Annotated in this window: 17 protein-coding genes; 16 read left to right on the forward strand and 1 reads right to left on the reverse strand. The window is 63.0% G+C overall.

Annotated elements, in window-relative coordinates; all coding sequences use genetic code 11:
* Positions 1-37: 37 nt before the first annotated feature.
* Positions 38-1,018 (reverse strand): NAD(P)-dependent alcohol dehydrogenase, encoded by a 981-nt coding sequence (locus tag SPHINGO391_RS23850; RefSeq protein WP_152011182.1) that lies wholly within the window; start codon positions 1,016-1,018, stop codon positions 38-40.
* Between the two features lie 90 nt (positions 1,019-1,108).
* On the opposite strand from SPHINGO391_RS23850, the gene SPHINGO391_RS23855 reads away from it, so the two are divergent.
* From SPHINGO391_RS23855 to lpdA, 16 genes are all read left to right on the forward strand, one after another.
* Positions 1,109-2,008, forward strand: coding sequence for a LysR family transcriptional regulator (locus SPHINGO391_RS23855; protein WP_152011183.1), 900 nt, complete (start codon positions 1,109-1,111; stop codon positions 2,006-2,008).
* A 245-nt stretch (positions 2,009-2,253) separates the two neighbouring features.
* Positions 2,254-3,324: an aldehyde reductase gene (locus SPHINGO391_RS23860; protein WP_152011184.1), complete on the forward strand. Its 1,071-nt coding sequence runs from the start codon at positions 2,254-2,256 to the stop codon at positions 3,322-3,324.
* A gap of 92 nt (positions 3,325-3,416) precedes the next feature.
* On the forward strand, positions 3,417-4,754 hold the full coding sequence (locus tag SPHINGO391_RS23865) for an MFS transporter (RefSeq protein WP_152011185.1): 1,338 nt from the start codon (positions 3,417-3,419) through the stop codon (positions 4,752-4,754).
* 131 nt (positions 4,755-4,885) lie between these two features.
* Entirely contained in the window at positions 4,886-5,236 is a 351-nt protein-coding gene (locus tag SPHINGO391_RS23870) for a carboxymuconolactone decarboxylase family protein (RefSeq protein ID WP_152011186.1), read from the forward strand.
* A 117-nt stretch (positions 5,237-5,353) separates the two neighbouring features.
* Positions 5,354-5,956: a peptide-methionine (S)-S-oxide reductase MsrA gene (msrA, locus tag SPHINGO391_RS23875; RefSeq protein WP_152011187.1), complete on the forward strand. Its 603-nt coding sequence runs from the start codon at positions 5,354-5,356 to the stop codon at positions 5,954-5,956.
* A gap of 102 nt (positions 5,957-6,058) precedes the next feature.
* Complete coding sequence (locus SPHINGO391_RS23880; protein ID WP_152011188.1) at positions 6,059-6,502, forward strand: hypothetical protein; 444 nt, start codon at positions 6,059-6,061, stop codon at positions 6,500-6,502.
* A gap of 164 nt (positions 6,503-6,666) precedes the next feature.
* Positions 6,667-7,188 carry a protease inhibitor Inh/omp19 family protein gene (locus SPHINGO391_RS23885; protein ID WP_193217395.1) on the forward strand — a complete coding sequence of 174 codons (522 nt, stop codon included), beginning with the start codon at positions 6,667-6,669 and terminating at the stop codon, positions 7,186-7,188.
* A gap of 37 nt (positions 7,189-7,225) precedes the next feature.
* Positions 7,226-8,404, forward strand: coding sequence for a cell division protein ZapE (gene zapE, locus SPHINGO391_RS23890; RefSeq protein ID WP_152011190.1), 1,179 nt, complete (start codon positions 7,226-7,228; stop codon positions 8,402-8,404).
* Positions 8,405-8,568: 164 nt separating this feature from the next.
* Complete coding sequence (mdh, locus tag SPHINGO391_RS23895; protein ID WP_152011191.1) at positions 8,569-9,531, forward strand: malate dehydrogenase; 963 nt, start codon at positions 8,569-8,571, stop codon at positions 9,529-9,531.
* Positions 9,532-9,668: 137 nt separating this feature from the next.
* A complete protein-coding gene (gene sucC / locus SPHINGO391_RS23900) occupies positions 9,669-10,865 on the forward strand; it encodes an ADP-forming succinate--CoA ligase subunit beta (protein WP_152011192.1) in 1,197 nt (398 codons plus the stop codon).
* 4 nt (positions 10,866-10,869) lie between these two features.
* On the forward strand, positions 10,870-11,772 hold the full coding sequence (gene sucD / locus SPHINGO391_RS23905) for a succinate--CoA ligase subunit alpha (protein ID WP_152011193.1): 903 nt from the start codon (positions 10,870-10,872) through the stop codon (positions 11,770-11,772).
* A 27-nt stretch (positions 11,773-11,799) separates the two neighbouring features.
* A complete protein-coding gene (locus SPHINGO391_RS23910; RefSeq protein ID WP_152011194.1) occupies positions 11,800-12,213 on the forward strand; it encodes a nuclear transport factor 2 family protein in 414 nt (137 codons plus the stop codon).
* A 64-nt stretch (positions 12,214-12,277) separates the two neighbouring features.
* Positions 12,278-15,268 carry a 2-oxoglutarate dehydrogenase E1 component gene (locus SPHINGO391_RS23915; RefSeq protein ID WP_152011195.1) on the forward strand — a complete coding sequence of 997 codons (2,991 nt, stop codon included), beginning with the start codon at positions 12,278-12,280 and terminating at the stop codon, positions 15,266-15,268.
* A gap of 59 nt (positions 15,269-15,327) precedes the next feature.
* A complete protein-coding gene (gene odhB / locus SPHINGO391_RS23920) occupies positions 15,328-16,551 on the forward strand; it encodes a 2-oxoglutarate dehydrogenase complex dihydrolipoyllysine-residue succinyltransferase (RefSeq protein ID WP_152011196.1) in 1,224 nt (407 codons plus the stop codon).
* A gap of 11 nt (positions 16,552-16,562) precedes the next feature.
* Positions 16,563-17,078: a hypothetical protein gene (locus tag SPHINGO391_RS23925; protein WP_152011197.1), complete on the forward strand. Its 516-nt coding sequence runs from the start codon at positions 16,563-16,565 to the stop codon at positions 17,076-17,078.
* A 22-nt stretch (positions 17,079-17,100) separates the two neighbouring features.
* Positions 17,101-18,507: a dihydrolipoyl dehydrogenase gene (gene lpdA, locus SPHINGO391_RS23930; protein WP_152011198.1), complete on the forward strand. Its 1,407-nt coding sequence runs from the start codon at positions 17,101-17,103 to the stop codon at positions 18,505-18,507.
* The last annotated feature ends 2 nt before the right edge of the window (positions 18,508-18,509 follow it).

The following is an 18,509-nucleotide window of genomic DNA, read 5'->3' on the forward strand; positions in this document are numbered from 1 at the left end:
CCTGACCGGCAGGAGGTGGCCTGGTCGCCTCCGGGAGTCAGGCCGGATCAATGGTGATGACAACGTGGCCCTTCCGGGCCGGGTTCTCGTAGTAGCGGTGCGCCTGGGCGGCCTCGGCCAGCGGAAAGCGATTGTCGATATGGGGTTTGAACCCTCCCCTGGCTGCAAGATCAGCGAGAAAATGCAGGTCCTCGGCGCGTTCGGGGGCATAGCCGCCGGAGGCCTTGCGGCCGCCGCTCTTGCGGGCAAACAGCGTGCCGATGTGTTGCCACAGGTTGGCGGAGACCAGCAGCAGCCGGCCGCCGGGCTTGAGAGATGATCCATACTTCGGGTATGTCGCGGTGCCGCTGGTGTCGAGAATGATGTCGTAGGCGCTCTGGGCAGCGGCGGGGTTCTCACGTGAGTGGTCGATCACTTCATCGGCGCCGAGATCATGCAGCATGTCGAGCTTGCCAGCCGATGCCGTTGCGGTGACATGAGCGCCAAAGGCTTTTGCGACTTGCACGGCGGCGCTGCCGACGGTCCCGGAGGCGCCGATGATCAGCACGCGGTCGTCGGGTTTGATGCCGGCCTTGTCGCGCAGGAAATTGAGCGCCGTTGCGCCGCCGAAGGGGATCGCCGCGGCCTCATCGAAAACGAGATCGGCGGGCATAAGTGCAATCGCCGCGGTTTCGGCGATCACCGCGTATTCGGCATAGCCGCCGAAGCCGGCGCCGGGATAGGCAAAGACCCGGTCGCCCGGGGCAAAACGGGTGACGTCGCTACCGACCGCCTCGACCACGCCGGAAAACTCGGCCCCAAGAACCTGGCGGCGCGGCCGGAAAGGCCCGAACACCAGGCGGCCGACCAGGCCGAAACCCGGGGGCATGTCGAGGCTGCGGGCGCGGTAGTCGCCCGCGGTGACGCTGGTGGCGCGGATCCGGACCAGGACTTCACCGGGTTTCGGAGCGGGCTTGGGCAGGTCGACGGGCTTGAGCACGTCTGGCGGTCCATAGTTGGAATAGGCAATGGCTTTCATCGGTCTGTTCTCCAGTTTCCGGTCCGCATATAGCCATGCGCAAGCGCAGAATAAATTGACCAGTTATGCCGATATGATATGCATTTTCGCATGGATTGGAGATCTGTCAATTTCGACTGGAACCGGGCCCGGGCATTCCTGGTGACCGCGGAGGAGGGCTCGCTGTCGGCTGCCGCGCGGGCGCTGGGAATGGCGCAGCCGACGCTCGGCCGCCAGGTGACGGCGCTCGAACGGGAGCTCGGCGTGGCGCTGTTCGAGCGGGTCGGGCGCGGACTGACGCTGACGCCGAGCGGGCTCGAGCTGATGGATCACGTGCGCGCCATGGGCGAGGCTGCGGCGCTTATGTCGCTGTCGGCCTCGGGCAGGGCGCAGGCGATCGAGGGCACGGTGTCGATCAGCGCCAGCGAGACGGACGCGGCATTCCGCCTGCCGCCGATCATCCGACAGCTCAGGCAGGCGGCGCCGGGCATCGATGTCGAGATCGTCGCCACCAATACCGAGAGCGACCTGAGGCGGCGCGAGGCCGATATCGCAATCCGCAACTACCGGCCGACCCAGCCCAACCTGGTGGCGCGCAAGATCCGCGACATCCATGGCCGGATCTATGCGACGCCCTCTTATCTCGAGAGCCTCGGCAATCCATCGGCACCCGAGGACTTCACGACGGCGGAGTTCATCGGCTTCAACCGGTCGGGCGAGTTCATCGCGGCGATGACCCGGTTCGGGCTGACGCTGACACAGAAGAATTTTCCCCTGATCTCGGAAAGCCACCTGGTGCAGTGGAGCCACGTCAAGCAGGGGCTCGGCATCGGCGTCATGGCCGCCGATATCGGCGATGCGGAACCGGGCGTGGTGCAGGTGTTGCCCGGGCTTGAGCCGCTCGTCTTCCCCGTCTGGCTGGTGACCCACCGTGAGGTCCACACCAGCCGGCGTGTGCGGCTGGTGTTCGACCTGATGGCTGAAGCCCTGGCGCGTCCTTACGAAGGATGAAAACGAAGCGCGATGCGGCCGGTTGATTGCGCATCCTTTGCAGCCCCAGGCCTGGAGGCGCAGCATGTGCAATGTTGCGAGAACACGTAGCTGTTGTGCAGTGGCGACAGACCGAAACACCAAAACATACCAACAATGGCTGTTGTCCGGAACCATTGTAATGCACAGTGCATTGGGGAGGATGAAGGACAGACATGCGATCGGCCTGGCTGATCCCGTGTCGAGCAATTTTTGAAAGGCTCCCCATGACCGAGCACGTTTATCCGACAGACCATCCCGTGATGGTGACCGGCGCCACCGGCTTTGTCGCAGGGTGGCTGGTGCGACGGCTGCTTGAGGAGGGGCTCACCGTGCATGCCCCTGTGCGTGAGCCTTCCAATGCCGAAAAGACCGCACATCTTGACAGGATGGCAGCGGAGTTGCCGGGCGAATTGAAGCTTTTCGAAGCGGATCTGCTCGATGACGGGAGCTACGGGCCGGCCATGGAAGGCTGCGCGGTGGTGTTCCATACGGCGTCTCCGTTCACCAGCAATTTCGATGATCCGCAGCGTGACCTGGTTGATCCGGCTGTGAACGGAACCCGCAATGTGCTTGAAACCGCCAATCGCACGCCAAGTGTTCAGCGCGTGGTGGTCACCAGCTCCTGTGCTGCGATCTATGGCGACAACAAGGACGTTCAAAAGGCGCCGGGCAAGGTGCTGACGGAAGAAACCTGGAACACCACCTCGTCGCTCGATCGGCAGCCCTATTCCTACTCCAAGGTGGAGGCGGAAAAGGCGGCCTGGGCAATTGCCGATGCGCAAAGCCGCTGGCGGCTGGTGACGATCAATCCGTCGCTGGTCATCGGCAAGACCATTTCAGGCAACTCGACGTCGGAATCCCACACCATTCTCAAGCAGTTCGGCGACGGCACCCTGAAGGCTGGCGCACCGCCGATGGAAATCGGCATGGTGGATGTGCGCGACGTGGCGGAAGCGCATTTGCGTGCCGGTTTTCTGGCCGATGCAAGGGGCCGCCACATCGCCTCGGCGCAGACCGTATCGTTTCTCGAACTGGGTCAGATGCTGCGGCAGCATTTTGGCGATGACTGGCCATTCCCGACCCGCGAGCTGCCGAAGTGGCTGCTCTGGCTGATCGGCCCGATGGTCAGCAAGCAGCTGTCGCGTCAGATGATATCCGACAATATGGGATACCCCTGGCGGGCGGACAATTCCAAGTCGAAGCGCGGACTCGGCATCGAGTACCATCCGGTCAGCGACGCGGCGGCGGAAATGTTTCAGCAGCTGATAGATACGGGCGTGTTGAAGAAGGGCTAGACTGTTCAAATCGGACGATCCCGCAGAGATATCGTGCTCTAAACACTCTGGCGCCCTATCGCCCAAGGCCTGCGGTTTGCTAGCGTGATCCCATGATCGAGCTTCTCAGGCACCCGGCCTATGGCCGGCTGTTTACGGCCCAGGTGGTGGCGCTGATCGGCACCGGGATGCTGACCGTGGCGCTGGGGCTTCTGGCCTATGATCTTGCAGGCGAGGATGCCGGTCCGGTGCTCGGCACGGTGTTTGCCATCAAGATGGTGGCCTATGTCGGGCTGGCGCCGCTCGCCAATGCGCTCGCCGGGCGGTGGCCGCGCAAAAGGGTGCTCATCGGTGCCGATATGGTCCGCGCCGCAGTGGCTCTTACGCTGCCGTTCATCGATGCGGTCTGGCAGATCTATGTGCTGGTGTTCGTGCTGCAGGCGGCTTCGGCCACGTTCACGCCGGCCTTCCAGGCGGTCATTCCCGATGTGCTGACCGACGAGCGCGACTACACCAGGGCCTTGTCGCTGTCGCGGCTGGCCTATGATCTGGAAAACCTGCTGAGCCCGGCGCTGGCGGGATTGCTGCTTGCCTTCATCAGCTACCACTGGCTGTTCGGCGGTACGGTGATCGGTTTCGCCGGGTCTGCGCTCCTGGTTCTTGCCGCGGCGATCCCGCCCGCGGGACCAGAGAAACAGCTGAGGCCGTTTCGGGATCGGCTTACCAAAGGCATAAATATATATGTTGCCACGCCACGGCTGCGGGGTCTGCTGGCGCTCAATCTGACCGCGGCGGCAAGCGGCGCCTTCGTGCTGGTCAATACCGTCGTGCTGGTTCGCGGCGGCTACGGGATGGGCGATGGCGCGGTGGCCGGGGCGCTGGCCGCCTTCGGTGGTGGATCCATGCTTGCAGCCCTGGCGCTGCCCCGGCTGCTGGAACAGGTTTCCGACCGCAAGGTGATGCTGGCGGCCGGGTTGCTTCTGGCCGCGCTGACCCTGGCGCATGCGGGCTACCAGGTGATGCAAGGGCTGCCGGATTGGGCGATGCTGCTCGCCGTCTGGGGGCTGAGCGGCCTGTACTATGCATCCATCCTGACGCCTTCGGGCCGGTTGCTGCGCAATTCCGCCCATGCCGAAGACCGGCCGGCGCTGTTTGCCGCGCAATTCACCCTGTCGCATCTGTGCTGGCTGATCACCTACCCGATCGCGGGATGGGCCGGAAGCGCGCTTGGCCTGCCGGAAACAATGGCGGTGCTGGGCGCAATCGGCATGGGCGGCTGGCTGCTGGCGCTGAGGGCCTGGCCGGCGGATGATGCGCGGGTGATCGAGCACGAGCACCGGGACCTGCCGCAGGACCATCCGCATCTGCGCGATCATCCGGCCAGCGGCAGGCGGCACCGGCATGTCTTCGTGATTGATGACGAACACCGTGTCTGGCCGACACACTGCTAGACACACCGCCCTGATGGGAAGGGCGCGAGGCCGTGGCGGCTGATTGCTGCTCCGGTTTGATTGCGATCAAATCCCCGTGCCGTGCGGACTGCTAGCTGTGGTCGGGTAATCCGAACAACGGGGGCGCGGGCATGGCCGAGACCAACTGGAATGCATTCATCGATCAGACCAATCACCGGATGGCGACGCTGCGCAAGGCGATGCCGGACCAGTCGAAGGGCTTTGGCCAGCTGGCGCAATCGGCGATTGCGCCGGGCGTTCTCGATTCCAAGACCAAGGAACTGATCGCGCTGGCGATCGGGATTACTGCGCGCTGCGACGGCTGCCTGGCGTTTCACGCCAAGGCGGCACACCAGTACGGCGCCACCCGCGCGGAAATTGTCGAGACCATCGGCGTTGCGGTCTACATGGGTGGCGGGCCTTCGATGATCTATGGCGCCGAGGCTCTGGACGTGTTCGACATGGTGAGCGGCGTCGGGTGAGCGGCGCCGGTTGAGCGGTGTAGCGGGCGGGAGCTGCGGCTTCACGGCTTTGTGCGGAAGCGTGAGTTGTCTTCGCTGTCTTCGGGTCTAGGTTGAACGGCAATAAAGGAGATCCCCATGTTCAGACTTCTGCTCTCATCCGCCCTGTTCGCCGCGGCCCTGACCGCCGCACCCGCGCGTGCGGAGGAGACCGGAACGGCGATCTTCGCGGGCGGCTGTTTTTGGTGCGTCGAATCGGATTTCGATCAGGTCAAGGGCGTGTCAGAAACAATCTCCGGCTATATCGGCGGCAAGGCCGACAACCCGACCTACAAGACCCATGTTGCCAATGGCGACCGGGAAGCCGTCGAAATCAAGTACGATCCGGCGGTGGTGAGCTATGCCGAGCTGCTGAAGATCTTCTTCCGGACGATCAATCCGACCGATGAGGGCGGCCAGTTCTGCGACCGGGGTTTCAGCTACTCGACCGCGGTCTACACGCTCAATGACGAGCAGGCAGAACTTGCCGAAGCCGCCCGCGCCGAGGCCGAGAAGACGCTTGGCCAGCCGGTGGTCACGGCAATCGAGCCGCAGGCAAAGTTCTGGCCCGCGGAAGACTACCATCAGAATTTCTATCAGAAGAGCCCGGTGCGCTACAATTACTACCGCCGCGCCTGCGGCCGCGACCAGGAAATCAAGGCGCTTTGGGGCGACGAGGCGCATCTGGGCCTGGGCAAGTAGCCCGATCCGGCAGCCGGCGGCCGATCAGGCCGGGCATTGACATCCGCGGTGCCTTGCCAATTCATCCCGGATAGCGGCAGATGCCGGCACGGGGAGAAAGCAATGACCATGAAGCGCAGCAAGGAGCCGTGGATGCCGGCGGACGATTTCGGACGCTCGCTGCCGCGCGGCATCGGCGTCAACCTGCTGGTTCGCGACATGGCGGCCGAACTCGCTTTCTGCCGCGATTGCCTTGGCGCCATGGTGCTTGACAGCGACGAGGATTTTGCAGCGATCGAGCTGTGCGGTTCGGTGTTCATGCTGCATGCCGATCACAGCTACTCGCACCATCCGATGTCGGGCATCGTGGCCGGCTCCGAAACCCGCGGCGCCGGGATCGAGATCCGGGTCTATGGCCTCGATCCGGACAAGGCGGAAGCCCGGGCGCGAGAGCGCGGCGACCATGTGCTGGCGGGCAGCCTCGACAAGCCGCACGGATTGCGGGAGTGCTTCATCGTCGATCCGGAAGGCTATGTCTGGGTTCCATCTACACAAATACGCGGGTGACAATTAAGGTTCGACTGGTGTATTGGCGTCAATAACATTGGATTATCGTCCAGCTAATATGTTCCAGCGGCCGGTTTGCCTTGCAATTTCCATGCTATGGACATTTTATGCGCTTTAATGGGACGAACAGCGAAGCAGATGCCTCGCCCAACCGGAGCTTGTCTATGAAGATGCACACCTTGCTGGTCGCAGTTGCGGTCGCCGCAGTTCTTGGCGGATGCCAGCGGACATCCTTCGGTGGTCTGAACACCCAGCCGCAGCCGGCGCCGCTGATGCCGGCACCGGTGGGCGGTGTCCAATCCGGCCAGCTGGCGCCGCCGATGACGCCGCAGCCCGGCGAGTTTCCCGCAGCGCCAACCGCGCCGGAACAGACCCTGTCGCCACAGGTTGCGGAAGCCAATGCGCCGGAACTGACCCGCGAAGCGCTGATCGGCCGCTGGTCGGCGACAAGCGGCGGTACCAGCTGCGACGTGTTCCTGTCGCTGACCAAGTGGACCGGCGGATACCGCGCCGCCTCGCGCGGCTGCGTGGGCAATGCGGCGGCGATCGCCGCCTGGGACGTGCAGGGCAAGCAGGTCATTCTCGCCGATTCGAGCGGCAACCAGATCGGCCGTCTCTACCAGTCGGCCAATGAGCGCTATGACGGCTCGACCTCGACCGGTCAGCCGATTTCCCTTTCCCGTTGAGATCGGGGCCGCAGCCTGACGCGATAGATGCTGCCTCATGAGCTGGAAGAGACACGACACCGTTGCGAGCGCCTATGCGGCCCGCGTGGCCAGTGGCGAGTTTTCCGCTGATCCAGCGCAGGTGGCGCTGGCCGAACGGCTGGACACCCTGCTGGGGGAGGTTTCGACCAAGCGGCTTGCGACCAAGTCGAGCGCGCTGGGCTGGATGTTCGGGCGCAAGCGGAATTCCAACGTGCCGCCGCGCGGTCTCTACGTCCATGGCTCGGTCGGCCGCGGCAAGACCATGCTGATGGACATGTTCTTCGAGCTGGTACCGGCCAAGCGCAAGCGGCGGGCGCATTTTCTCGATTTCATGGCGGATGCGCATGCGCGCATCCATGCCCACCGGCAGAAACTCAAGAACGGCGAGACCAAGGAAACCGATCCGGTGCCGCCGGTGGCAAGCCAGCTGATCGATGAGGCCTGGGTGCTGTGCTTCGACGAGTTTTCCGTGACCGACATCGCCGACGCCATGCTGCTGTCACGGCTGTTCGAGCAATTGTTCAGCCGCGGCTGCGTGCTGGTGGCGACATCGAATGTCGAGCCGGACAATCTCTACCGTGACGGGCTGAACCGGCAGCTGTTCGTGCCGTTCATCGGCCTGCTCAAGGACAATGTCGACATCGTCAATCTCGACGCGCGTACGGACTACCGGATGGAAACCACCACCCGGATGCCGGTCTATCACCGGCTTGACCAGAGCGAGGGCGAGGGCGACGCGGCCATGGATATGGCGTGGAAGCGGGTGACGGCGGGCAAGCAGACTGCGCCCGATACGGTCCGGGTCCAGGGCCGGGACGTGACCGTTCCCGATGCCGGCGCGGGCGCGGCGCGGTTTTCCTTCAAGGAGTTGTGCGAGGTGCCGCTGGGGGCCAATGACTACGCTGCGATTTCCAAGAATTATCACACCGTGTTTGTCGACCGCGTGCCGGTGATGGCGGAAGCCAGCCGCAATGCGGCCAAGCGCTTCATCACCCTGATCGACACGCTTTATGACCGCAAGAACCGGCTGTTCATCTCGGCCGCGGCAGAGCCGGACGGGCTCTATACCGGCAAGACCGGGACCGAAAGCTTCGAATTTGCGCGGACCGCATCGCGCCTCAACGAGATGCAGAGCGAAGCCTATCTGGAGGCGAGCCTGGCAAATCAGGTGGAAACGACATCCGGCCGCTCCTGAAATATTTACGTTTACGTAAGAGTTTTAGAACCTAACCGATTGAAAATACTCATATCGAAAGTTTGAGTTGCCAGTTGGAGGCATTCGGTCTATGCGATTGGGCGAAAATCGGGGCCGGGCGTGAGGCAGGTTCCAAACCACAACGACCTGCGGAGAGTTTCGACATGGCGCGTAATAAAATTGCTTTGATTGGTTCGGGAATGATCGGCGGCACGCTCGCCCACCTGGCCGCCCTGAAGGAACTGGGCGACGTCGTCCTGTTCGACATTGCCGAGGGCACGCCGCAGGGCAAGGCGCTCGACATCGCCCAGTCCGGACCGGTGGAAGGCTTCAACGCCCGCATGTCCGGCGCAAATGACTACTCCGCCATCGAAGGCGCCGACATCTGCATCGTCACCGCCGGCGTCGCCCGCAAGCCGGGCATGAGCCGCGACGACCTGCTCGGCATCAACCTCAAGGTGATGGAACAAGTCGGTGCGGGCATCAAGAAATATGCTCCCAACGCATTCGTCATCTGCATCACCAACCCGCTCGACGCGATGGTCTGGGCATTGCAGAAATTCTCGGGTCTGCCGAAGAACAAGGTCGTCGGCATGGCCGGCGTGCTCGACTCGGGCCGCTTCCGGCATTTCCTCGCCGAAGAATTCAATGTCTCTGTCGAAGACGTCACCGCCTTCGTGCTTGGCGGCCACGGCGACACCATGGTTCCCCTGGCGCGCTACTCGACGGTTGCCGGCATCCCGCTGCCGGACCTGATCAAGATGGGCTGGACCTCAAAGGAAAAGCTCGAGGAAATCATCCAGCGCACCCGTGACGGCGGCGCCGAGATCGTCAAGCTGCTGAAGACCGGTTCGGCCTATTACGCGCCGGCCGCATCGGCGATCGAGATGGCCGAGAGCTACCTCAAGGACAAGAAGCGGGTTCTGCCATGCGCCGCGCACCTGTCGGGCCAGTACGGCGTCAAGGACATGTATGTCGGTGTGCCCTGCGTCATCGGCGAAGGCGGCATCGAGCGCGTCATCGAGATCGAGCTGAACAAGACCGAGCAGAAGGCTTTCGACAAGTCGGTGGAATCGGTCGCAGGCCTCTGCGAAGCCTGCATCGCGATCGCCCCGAATCTGAAGTAATCGGGTCCTCAGATCGAACGGGAAGCCGAGAAACCGGCTTTCCGTTCAGACTTGCGTAAGAACATCGGGTTAGAGCGTTATCAGGCTTAACGAAACGTCAAGATGCTCTCGACCGTTCACTCAATCCAGGAGTTCCCATGAACATCCATGAATACCAGGCCAAAGCCCTTCTCAAGGGTTACGGCGCGCCGGTGGCCGAAGGGGTCGCCATCTTCTCGGCCGACGAGGCGGAAGCTGCTGCAAAATCGCTGCCCGGCCCGCTTTACGTGGTCAAGAGCCAGATCCATGCCGGCGGACGCGGCAAGGGCAAGTTCAAGGAACTCGGAGCCGACGCCAAGGGCGGTGTGCGGCTCGCTTTCTCGATCGACGAAGCCAAGGCGCATGCCAAGGAAATGCTCGGCAACACGCTGGTGACCAAGCAGACAGGCGACGCCGGCAAGGTGGTCAACCGTCTCTACATCGAAGACGGCGCCGACATCGAGCGCGAACTCTATCTCTCGATCCTGGTGGACCGCACCGTCGGCCAGGTGGCCTTCGTGGTTTCCACCGAAGGCGGCATGGACATCGAGGCGGTTGCTGAAAAGACCCCTGAGAAGATCATCACCGTGGCGATCGATCCGGAAGCCGGCGTTACGGCTGCTGATCTCGCCAAGCTCAACGGCGCGCTGGAACTTTCCGGCGAGGCTGCCAAGGACGGCGAGAAGCTGTTCCCGATCCTCTACAAGGCGTTTGTCGAAAAGGACATGGCGCTGCTCGAGATCAACCCGCTGATCGTGATGAAGAACGGCCGCCTGCGCGTCCTCGACGCCAAGGTGTCGTTCGACAACAACGCGCTGTTCCGCCATGAGGACATCGTCGAGCTGCGCGACCTGACCGAAGAGGACGAGAAGGAAATCGAGGCGTCGAAATACGACCTCGCCTATGTCGCGCTCGACGGCAATATCGGCTGCATGGTCAACGGCGCAGGCCTCGCCATGGCGACGATGGACATCATCAAGCTCTACGGCCAGGAGCCGGCGAACTTCCTCGATGTCGGCGGCGGCGCGACCAAGGAAAAGGTCACCGCGGCGTTCAAGATCATCACCGCCGATCCGGCCGTGAAGGGCATTCTGGTCAACATCTTCGGCGGCATCATGAAATGCGACGTGATCGCCGAGGGCGTGGTCGCGGCGGTCAAGGAAGTCGGCCTCAAGGTTCCGCTGGTGGTTCGCCTCGAAGGCACCAACGTGGCGCTCGGCAAGAAGATCATCAACGAAAGCGGCCTCGACGTGATCGCGGCCGACGATCTCGACGACGCAGCCCAGAAGATCGTCAATGCGGTGAAGGGATCCTGAGACCATGTCCATTCTGATCAACAAAGACACCAAGGTCCTGGTTCAGGGGCTGACCGGCAAGACCGGCACCTTCCATACCGAGCAGGCGCTGGCCTATCACGGCACGCAGATGGTTGGCGGTATCCACCCGAAAAAGGGCGGTTCCACCTGGGAAGGCTCGGGCGGCGAGAAGCTGCCGATCTTCGCTTCCGTTGCCGAGGGCAAGGCCCAGACCGGCGCCAACGCCTCGGTGATCTACGTGCCGCCGGCAGGTGCCGCGGCTGCGATCATCGAAGCCATCGAGGCCGAGATCGAACTGATCGTCTGCATCACCGAAGGCATTCCGGTGGCCGACATGATCCGCGCCAAGGCGGTGCTCGACAAGTCGAAGTCGCGGCTGATCGGTCCGAACTGCCCCGGCGTGATGACGCCGGACGAGTGCAAGATCGGCATCATGCCGGGCAACATCTTCAAGAAGGGCTCGGTGGGCATCCTGTCGCGCTCGGGCACGCTGACCTATGAGGCGGTGTTCCAGACCACCAATGAAGGTCTCGGCCAGTCGAGCGCTGTCGGCATCGGCGGCGACCCGGTCAAGGGCACCGAGTTCATCGACATTCTCGATCTGTATCTCGACGATCCGGAAACCGAATCGATCATCATGATCGGCGAAATCGGTGGTTCGGCCGAGGAAGATGCAGCCGAGTGGCTGATCGAGCAGGCCAAGAAGGGCCGCAAGAAGCCGATGGCAGGCTTCATCGCCGGCCGTACGGCACCTCCCGGACGCACCATGGGCCATGCCGGCGCGGTGATCTCGGGCGGCAAGGGCGGCGCCGAAGACAAGATCAAGGCCATGGAAGCCGCGGGCATCCGCGTCTCGCCGTCGCCTGCGCGTCTTGGCAAGACACTGGTTGAAGTCCTCAAGGGATAATCCCGGGGACAGACAAAGGCTGGACCAATGAGCGACGCCGTGCGCGAAACGCTGGACCGCTACTACGCCGCGCTGAAAGCGGGCGACAGAGAGGCCCTGCGCGGCGTCGTTTCCGACGAGATCGAGGTGCATTACCCGGCGCCGGAAGGGCTTTTGCCCTGGGCCGGGGACTGGGCCGGTTTCGACGGCTTTGAGAGTTTCGTGGCGACCGTGGGCGATCACCTGGTGATCGACATGGTCGAACCGCTTGCGGTCCATGTTGCCGGCGACACCGTGGTGACGGTGCTCAGGGGCGAATGGACGGTCAAGGCGACGGGGCGCAAGGTGCGCACCGAAACAGTCAACATGTTCACATTACACGACGGCAAGATCGTCCGGTACCAGGTCTTCACCGACACGGCGGCGCTGGGGATCGGGTTGGGTAAGCTTGCCGCGGCGTGAGTGCCGCGCAAGCCTGACAGTCTAGGGATAGGGCCGGAGAAGGCCCGGAAACAAGGTGAGATCCATGGCACGCAACGACGAAGCCAACGACATCATGGCGCAGACCTCGTTCCTGTATGGCGGCAACGCCCACTACATCGAGGACATGTATGCGCGGTTCCAGGACGATCCTGGCAGCGTGCCCGCCGAGTGGCACGCCTTCTTCGCCGATCTGAAGGACGATCCGGAGCAGATCCGCAAGTCCGCTGCAGGCGCATCCTGGAAGCAGGCCAACTGGCCGGTGCAGGCCAACGGCGAGCTGGTCTCGGCGCTTGACGGCAACTGGGGCGCGGTCGAAAAGGCCGTGTCCGACAAGCTCAAGGGCAAGGCCAAGCAGGCCGGACAGTCGCTGGATCCGGCAGTGGCGGAACAGGCGACGCGCGATTCCGTCCGCGCCATCATGATGATCCGCGCCTTCCGCATGCGCGGCCACCTGCACGCCAATCTCGATCCGCTGGGCCTGGCCCAGCAGCCTGACGACGACTACAACGAGCTGTCGCCGGAAGCCTATGGCTTTACCGAGGCCGACTACGACCGCCCGATCTTCATCGATCACGTGCTGGGGCTCGAATACGCGACCATCCGCGAGATGCTCGATATCCTCAAGCGGACCTATTGCTCGACGCTGGGCGTCGAGTTCATGCACATTTCCAACCCGGAAGAGAAGTCCTGGATCCAGGAGCGCATCGAGGGTCCGGACAAGGGCGTCGACTTCACCGAAATGGGCAAGAAGGCGATCCTGCAGAAGCTGATCGAGGCCGAAGGCTTCGAACAGTTCATCGACGTCAAGTACAAGGGCACCAAGCGGTTCGGTCTTGATGGCGGCGAATCGCTGATTCCGGCGCTCGAGCAGATCATCAAGCGCGGCGGCAACATGGGGCTGAAGGAAATCGTCTTCGGCATGGCGCACCGCGGCCGTCTCAACGTGCTCACCCAGGTGATGTCGAAGCCGCACCGGGCGGTCTTCCACGAGTTCAAGGGCGGTTCGTTCAAGCCCGACGAGGTCGAGGGTTCGGGCGATGTGAAGTACCACCTTGGCGCTTCTTCGGACCGCGAGTTCGACGGCAACAAGGTGCACATGTCGCTGACCGCCAACCCGTCGCATCTGGAAATCGTCAACCCGGTGGTGATGGGCAAGGCGCGCGCCAAGCAGGACATGATCGCCACCGAATTCGAAGGCGACATCATTCCGCTGAGGGAACGGGTCAAGGTGATGCCGCTGCTTCTCCACGGCGATGCGGCGTTTGCCGGCCAGGGCGTGGTGGCGGAAATTCTCGGCCTGTCGGGCTTGCGCGGCCACCGGGTGGCCGGCACCGTGCATTTCATCATCAACAACCAGATCGGCTTCACCACCAATCCGGGATTCTCGCGCTCGTCGCCCTATCCGTCTGATGTGGCAAAGATGATCGAGGCGCCGATCTTCCACGTCAATGGCGATGATCCGGAAGCCGTGGTCTATGCCGCCAAGGTGGCGACCGAGTTCCGGATGAAGTTCCACAAGCCGGTGGTCATCGACATGTTCTGCTACCGCCGCTTCGGCCACAACGAGGGTGACGAGCCTGCGTTCACCCAGCCGAAGATGTACAAGCAGATCCGCAGTCACGAGACGGTGGTGACGATCTACGGGCGCCGGCTGATCGAGGAAGGTGTGATCACCGAGGGCGAGCTGGAGAAGATGAAAGCCGACTGGCGCGCCCATCTGGAAGGCGAATTCGACATCGGGCAGAGCTACAAGCCGAACAAGGCCGACTGGCTCGACGGCCAGTGGTCCGGGCTCCGCACCGCCGACAACCAGGATGAGCAGCGCCGCGGCAAGACCGGGCTGCCACTCAAGCAATTGCGTGAACTGGGCAAGAAGCTGTCGGAAGTGCCCGCGGACTTCAAGGCTCACCGCACCATCCAGCGCTTCATGGACAACCGGGCCAAGATGATCGAGAGCGGCGAGGGTATCGACTGGGCCATGGGTGAAGCCCTGGCTTTCGGCTCTCTGGTCCAGGAAGGCATCAAGATCCGCCTGTCGGGTCAGGATGTCGAGCGCGGCACGTTCTCGCAGCGGCATTCGGTTCTCTACGACCAGGAAACCGAGGAACGCTACATTCCGCTCGCCAATGTGGCGCCCAACCAGGCACGCTATGAAGTGATCAACTCGATGCTGTCGGAAGAGGCGGTTCTCGGGTTCGAATATGGCTACTCGCTGGCGCGGCCAAACGCGCTGACGCTGTGGGAAGCCCAGTTCGGCGATTTCGCCAATGGCGCGCAGGTGCTGTTCGACCAGTTCATCTCGTCGGGCGAGCGCAAGTGGCTTCGCATGTCCGGCCTCGTCTGCCTGCTGCCGCATGGCTACGAGGGCCAGGGTCCGGAACACTCCTCGGCCCGTCTCGAGCGCTTCCTGCAGATGTGTGCGGAAGACAACATGCAGGTCGCCAACTGCACCACGCCGTCGAATTATTTCCACATCCTCAGGCGCCAGATGAAACGCGACTTCCGCAAGCCGCTGATCATGATGACGCCGAAATCGCTGCTGCGCCACAAGCGGGCCGTCTCGACGCTGGCGGAAATGTCGGGCGACACCTCGTTCCACCGGTTGCTGTGGGACGATGCCGAAGTGCTCAAGAACGAACCGATCAAGCTGGTCAAGGACAACAAGATCCGCCGCGTCGTGATGTGCTCGGGCAAGGTCTATTTCGATCTGTACGAAGAGCGCGAGAAGCGCGGCGTCAACGACATCTACCTGCTCAGGCTCGAACAGCTCTACCCGTTCCCGGCCAAGGCCCTGATCAACGAGCTCAGCCGCTTCCGCAATGCCGAGATGGTCTGGTGCCAGGAAGAGCCCAAGAACATGGGTGCGTGGTCGTTCATCGATCCCTATCTGGAATGGGTGCTGGCGCATATCGATGCCAAGTTCCAGCGTGTCCGCTACACCGGCCGCCCGGCTTCGGCCTCGACGGCGACCGGCCTGATGTCGCGGCACCTTGCACAACTTGAAGCCTTCCTTGAGGATGCGCTGGGCGGCTGATGCCGTACGCGTTGCCAAACAACTGTCTGACTGACTGAAAAAGAACGGAAACAAATATCATGGCTACTGAAGTTCGCGTCCCGACCCTTGGTGAATCCGTCAGCGAAGCCACCATCGGCACCTGGCTCAAGAAGGTGGGCGATACCGTGAAGGTGGACGAGCCGCTGGTGGAACTGGAAACCGACAAGGTCTCGATCGAGGTTCCCTCGCCGGTCTCGGGAACCCTGAGCGAAATTCTCGCCAAGGACGGCGAGACGGTCGAAGTCAATGCGCTGCTCGCACATATCGCCGAGGGCGAGGGTGCGGCGCCGGCCAAGGCGGAGACCAAGACCGAGGCGAAAAGCGAAGCACCGGCCGCCAAGGCTGAAGCGCCTGCCGCTCCGGCCAAGGGCGGTTCGGACATGCCTGCGGCTCCGTCGGCCCAGAAGCTGATGGCCGAGAACAAGATCGATGCCGGTGATGTTTCGGGTTCGGGAAAACGCGGGCAGGTGCTCAAGGGCGACGTGCTTGACGCCATCGGCAAGGGCTCGGCTCCTGCTGCCGCACCGGCAGCGGCGCGTCCGGCCTCTTCGGAGGACGATGCACCGCGCGAGGAGCGGGTGAAGATGACCCGCCTGCGCCAGACCATCGCCCGGCGTCTGAAGGAAGCCCAGAACACAGCCGCCATGCTGACCACCTACAACGAGGTGGACATGAGCGCGGTGATGGATCTGCGCTCGCGCTACAAGGACCTGTTCGAGAAGAAGCACGGCGTCAAGCTCGGCTTCATGGGCTTCTTCACCAAGGCGGTGACCCATGCGCTCAAGGAAATCCCGGCGGTCAATGCCGAGATCGACGGCACCGAAATCATCTACAAGAACTACTGCCATGTTGGCGTGGCGGTGGGCACCGACAAGGGCCTGGTGGTGCCGGTGGTGCGGGATGCCGACCAGATGGGCATTGCCGACATCGAGAAGGAAATCGGCCGTCTTGGACGGGCGGCGCGCGATGGCGAATTGTCGATGGCCGACATGCAGGGCGGCACCTTCACCATCTCCAACGGCGGTGTCTACGGTTCGTTGATGTCCTCGCCGATCCTGAATTCGCCGCAGTCGGGCATTCTCGGCATGCACAAGATCCAGGAGCGTCCGATGGCAATCGGCGGCCAGGTGGTGATCCGGCCGATGATGTACCTGGCGCTTTCCTATGACCACCGGATTGTCGACGGCAAGGAAGCCGTGACCTTCCTGGTTCGCGTCAAGGACAGCCTGGAAGATCCGGAACGTCTGGTTCTCGACCTTTAAGGAGCAGGATGATGGCTTCGGCCCGCCTTCCAGCACTGACGCTTGCGGCCATGATGATGGCCGCAGGCGGATCACCGGCCGATGCGGCCTGTCCGCAGGCGCTGGCGGTCTATGATGAAGCGCAGACCGGCGCAGAGATCGCCTTTGCCGGCCCGTTGAGAGATGTCGACGGCATGCAGCACCGGTTCCGCCTGAGTTTCGCCGAGAGCGGCGTGACGATGGACGGCGTGGTGATGATGGCGGGCGAGCCGGACCGGCCCTGGGGCGTGATCATGCATGACTGCCCGCAAGGCGATGCAACCGGTGCCGAGATTGCCGCCTGCACGGTCTGGGAAGGACCGGTCTACACCATCGGTGTCGAGGGCGCGGTGGACTGGCTGCCGGCGCGAGAGGCCATGCGGACGGCGGGCGACCGGTTGCTGCTGCCCGATTTCGGCGCGGCGGTGATGCAGTCACAAGCGTGGCAGGCCGAACGGATAACAACGCTTCCCGGCGATGTGTTTCGGCTGAAGGCCTGCCAGGAATGAATTCGATCATAAGGACAAGACCATGAGCTACGACGTCATCATCATCGGTTCCGGACCTGGCGGCTATGTCTGCGCCATCAAGGCGGCGCAGCTTGGCCTCAAGGTTGCCGTGATCGAGAAGCGTGCGACCTTCGGCGGCACCTGCCTGAACATCGGCTGCATTCCGTCAAAGGCGCTTCTGCATGCGTCTGAGGTCTATGCCCACGCCAATCACGGCATGGAGAGCCTCGGGGTCGAGATCGGCAAGCCGAAGCTCAATCTCGAGAAGATGATGGCGCACAAGGACGCCACGGTTAAATCGAATGTCGAGGGCGTCGCCTTCCTGTTCAAGAAGAACAAGATCGACAGCTTCATCGGCCACGGCAAGGTGCTGGGTGAAGGCAAGGTGTCGGTGACCGGCGACGACGGCAAGCCCCAGGAACTCGAAGCCAAGAATATCGTGATCGCGACCGGTTCCGATGTCGCTGGCATTCCCGGCGTGAAGGTCGATATCGACGAGAAGGTGATCGTGTCCTCGACGGGCGCGATCGCGCTCGACAAGGTGCCGGAACATATCGTCGTCGTCGGCGGCGGTGTCATCGGGCTGGAAATGGGCTCGGTCTGGGGCCGGCTCGGCGCCAAGGTGACCGTGGTCGAGTATCTCGACAAGATCCTCGGTGGCATGGATGGCGAAGTTTCGAAGCAGTTCCAGCGCATCCTTGCCAAGCAGGGCATGGAGTTCAAGCTCGGCGCCAAGGTGACAGGCGTGGAGAAAGCCGAGAAGGGCGCAAAAGTTTCCTTCGAGCCGGTCAAGCGCGGTGACACCGAGACCATCGATGCCGACATCGTGCTGATCGCCACCGGCCGCAAGCCGTTCACCGAGGGCCTGGGACTTGAAGATGCAGGCGTGGTGCTCGACGAGCGCGGACGGGTGCGCACCGACCATCACTACCAGACCAACGTGCCCGGCGTGTATGCCATCGGTGACGTCATCGCCGGCCCGATGCTGGCGCACAAGGCCGAGGACGAAGGCGTGGCGCTGGCCGAGATCATGGCCGGCCAGGCCGGTCACGTGAATTACGACGTGATCCCGGGCGTGGTCTACACGCAGCCGGAAGTGGCCTCCGTCGGCAAGACCGAGGAAGAGCTCAAGACCGAAGGCGTCAAGTACAAGTCCGGCAAGTTCCCGTTCTCGGCCAATGGCCGGGCGCGGGCGATGGAAACGCCGGACGGTTTCGTCAAGGTGCTGGCGGATGCGGAAACCGACCGGGTGCTGGGCGTCCACATCATCGGCTTCGGCGCCGGCGACATGATCCATGAAGCCGCCGTTCTGATGGAATTCGGCGGATCGTCCGAGGACCTCGGCCGCACCTGCCATGCGCACCCGACAATGTCGGAAGCGGTCAAGGAAGCAGCGCTCGCGACCTTCTTCAAACCGATCCATATCTAGAG

The sequence above is a fragment of the Hoeflea sp. EC-HK425 genome, from assembly GCF_902498795.1.
Classification (GTDB): domain Bacteria; phylum Pseudomonadota; class Alphaproteobacteria; order Rhizobiales; family Rhizobiaceae; genus Hoeflea; species Hoeflea alexandrii.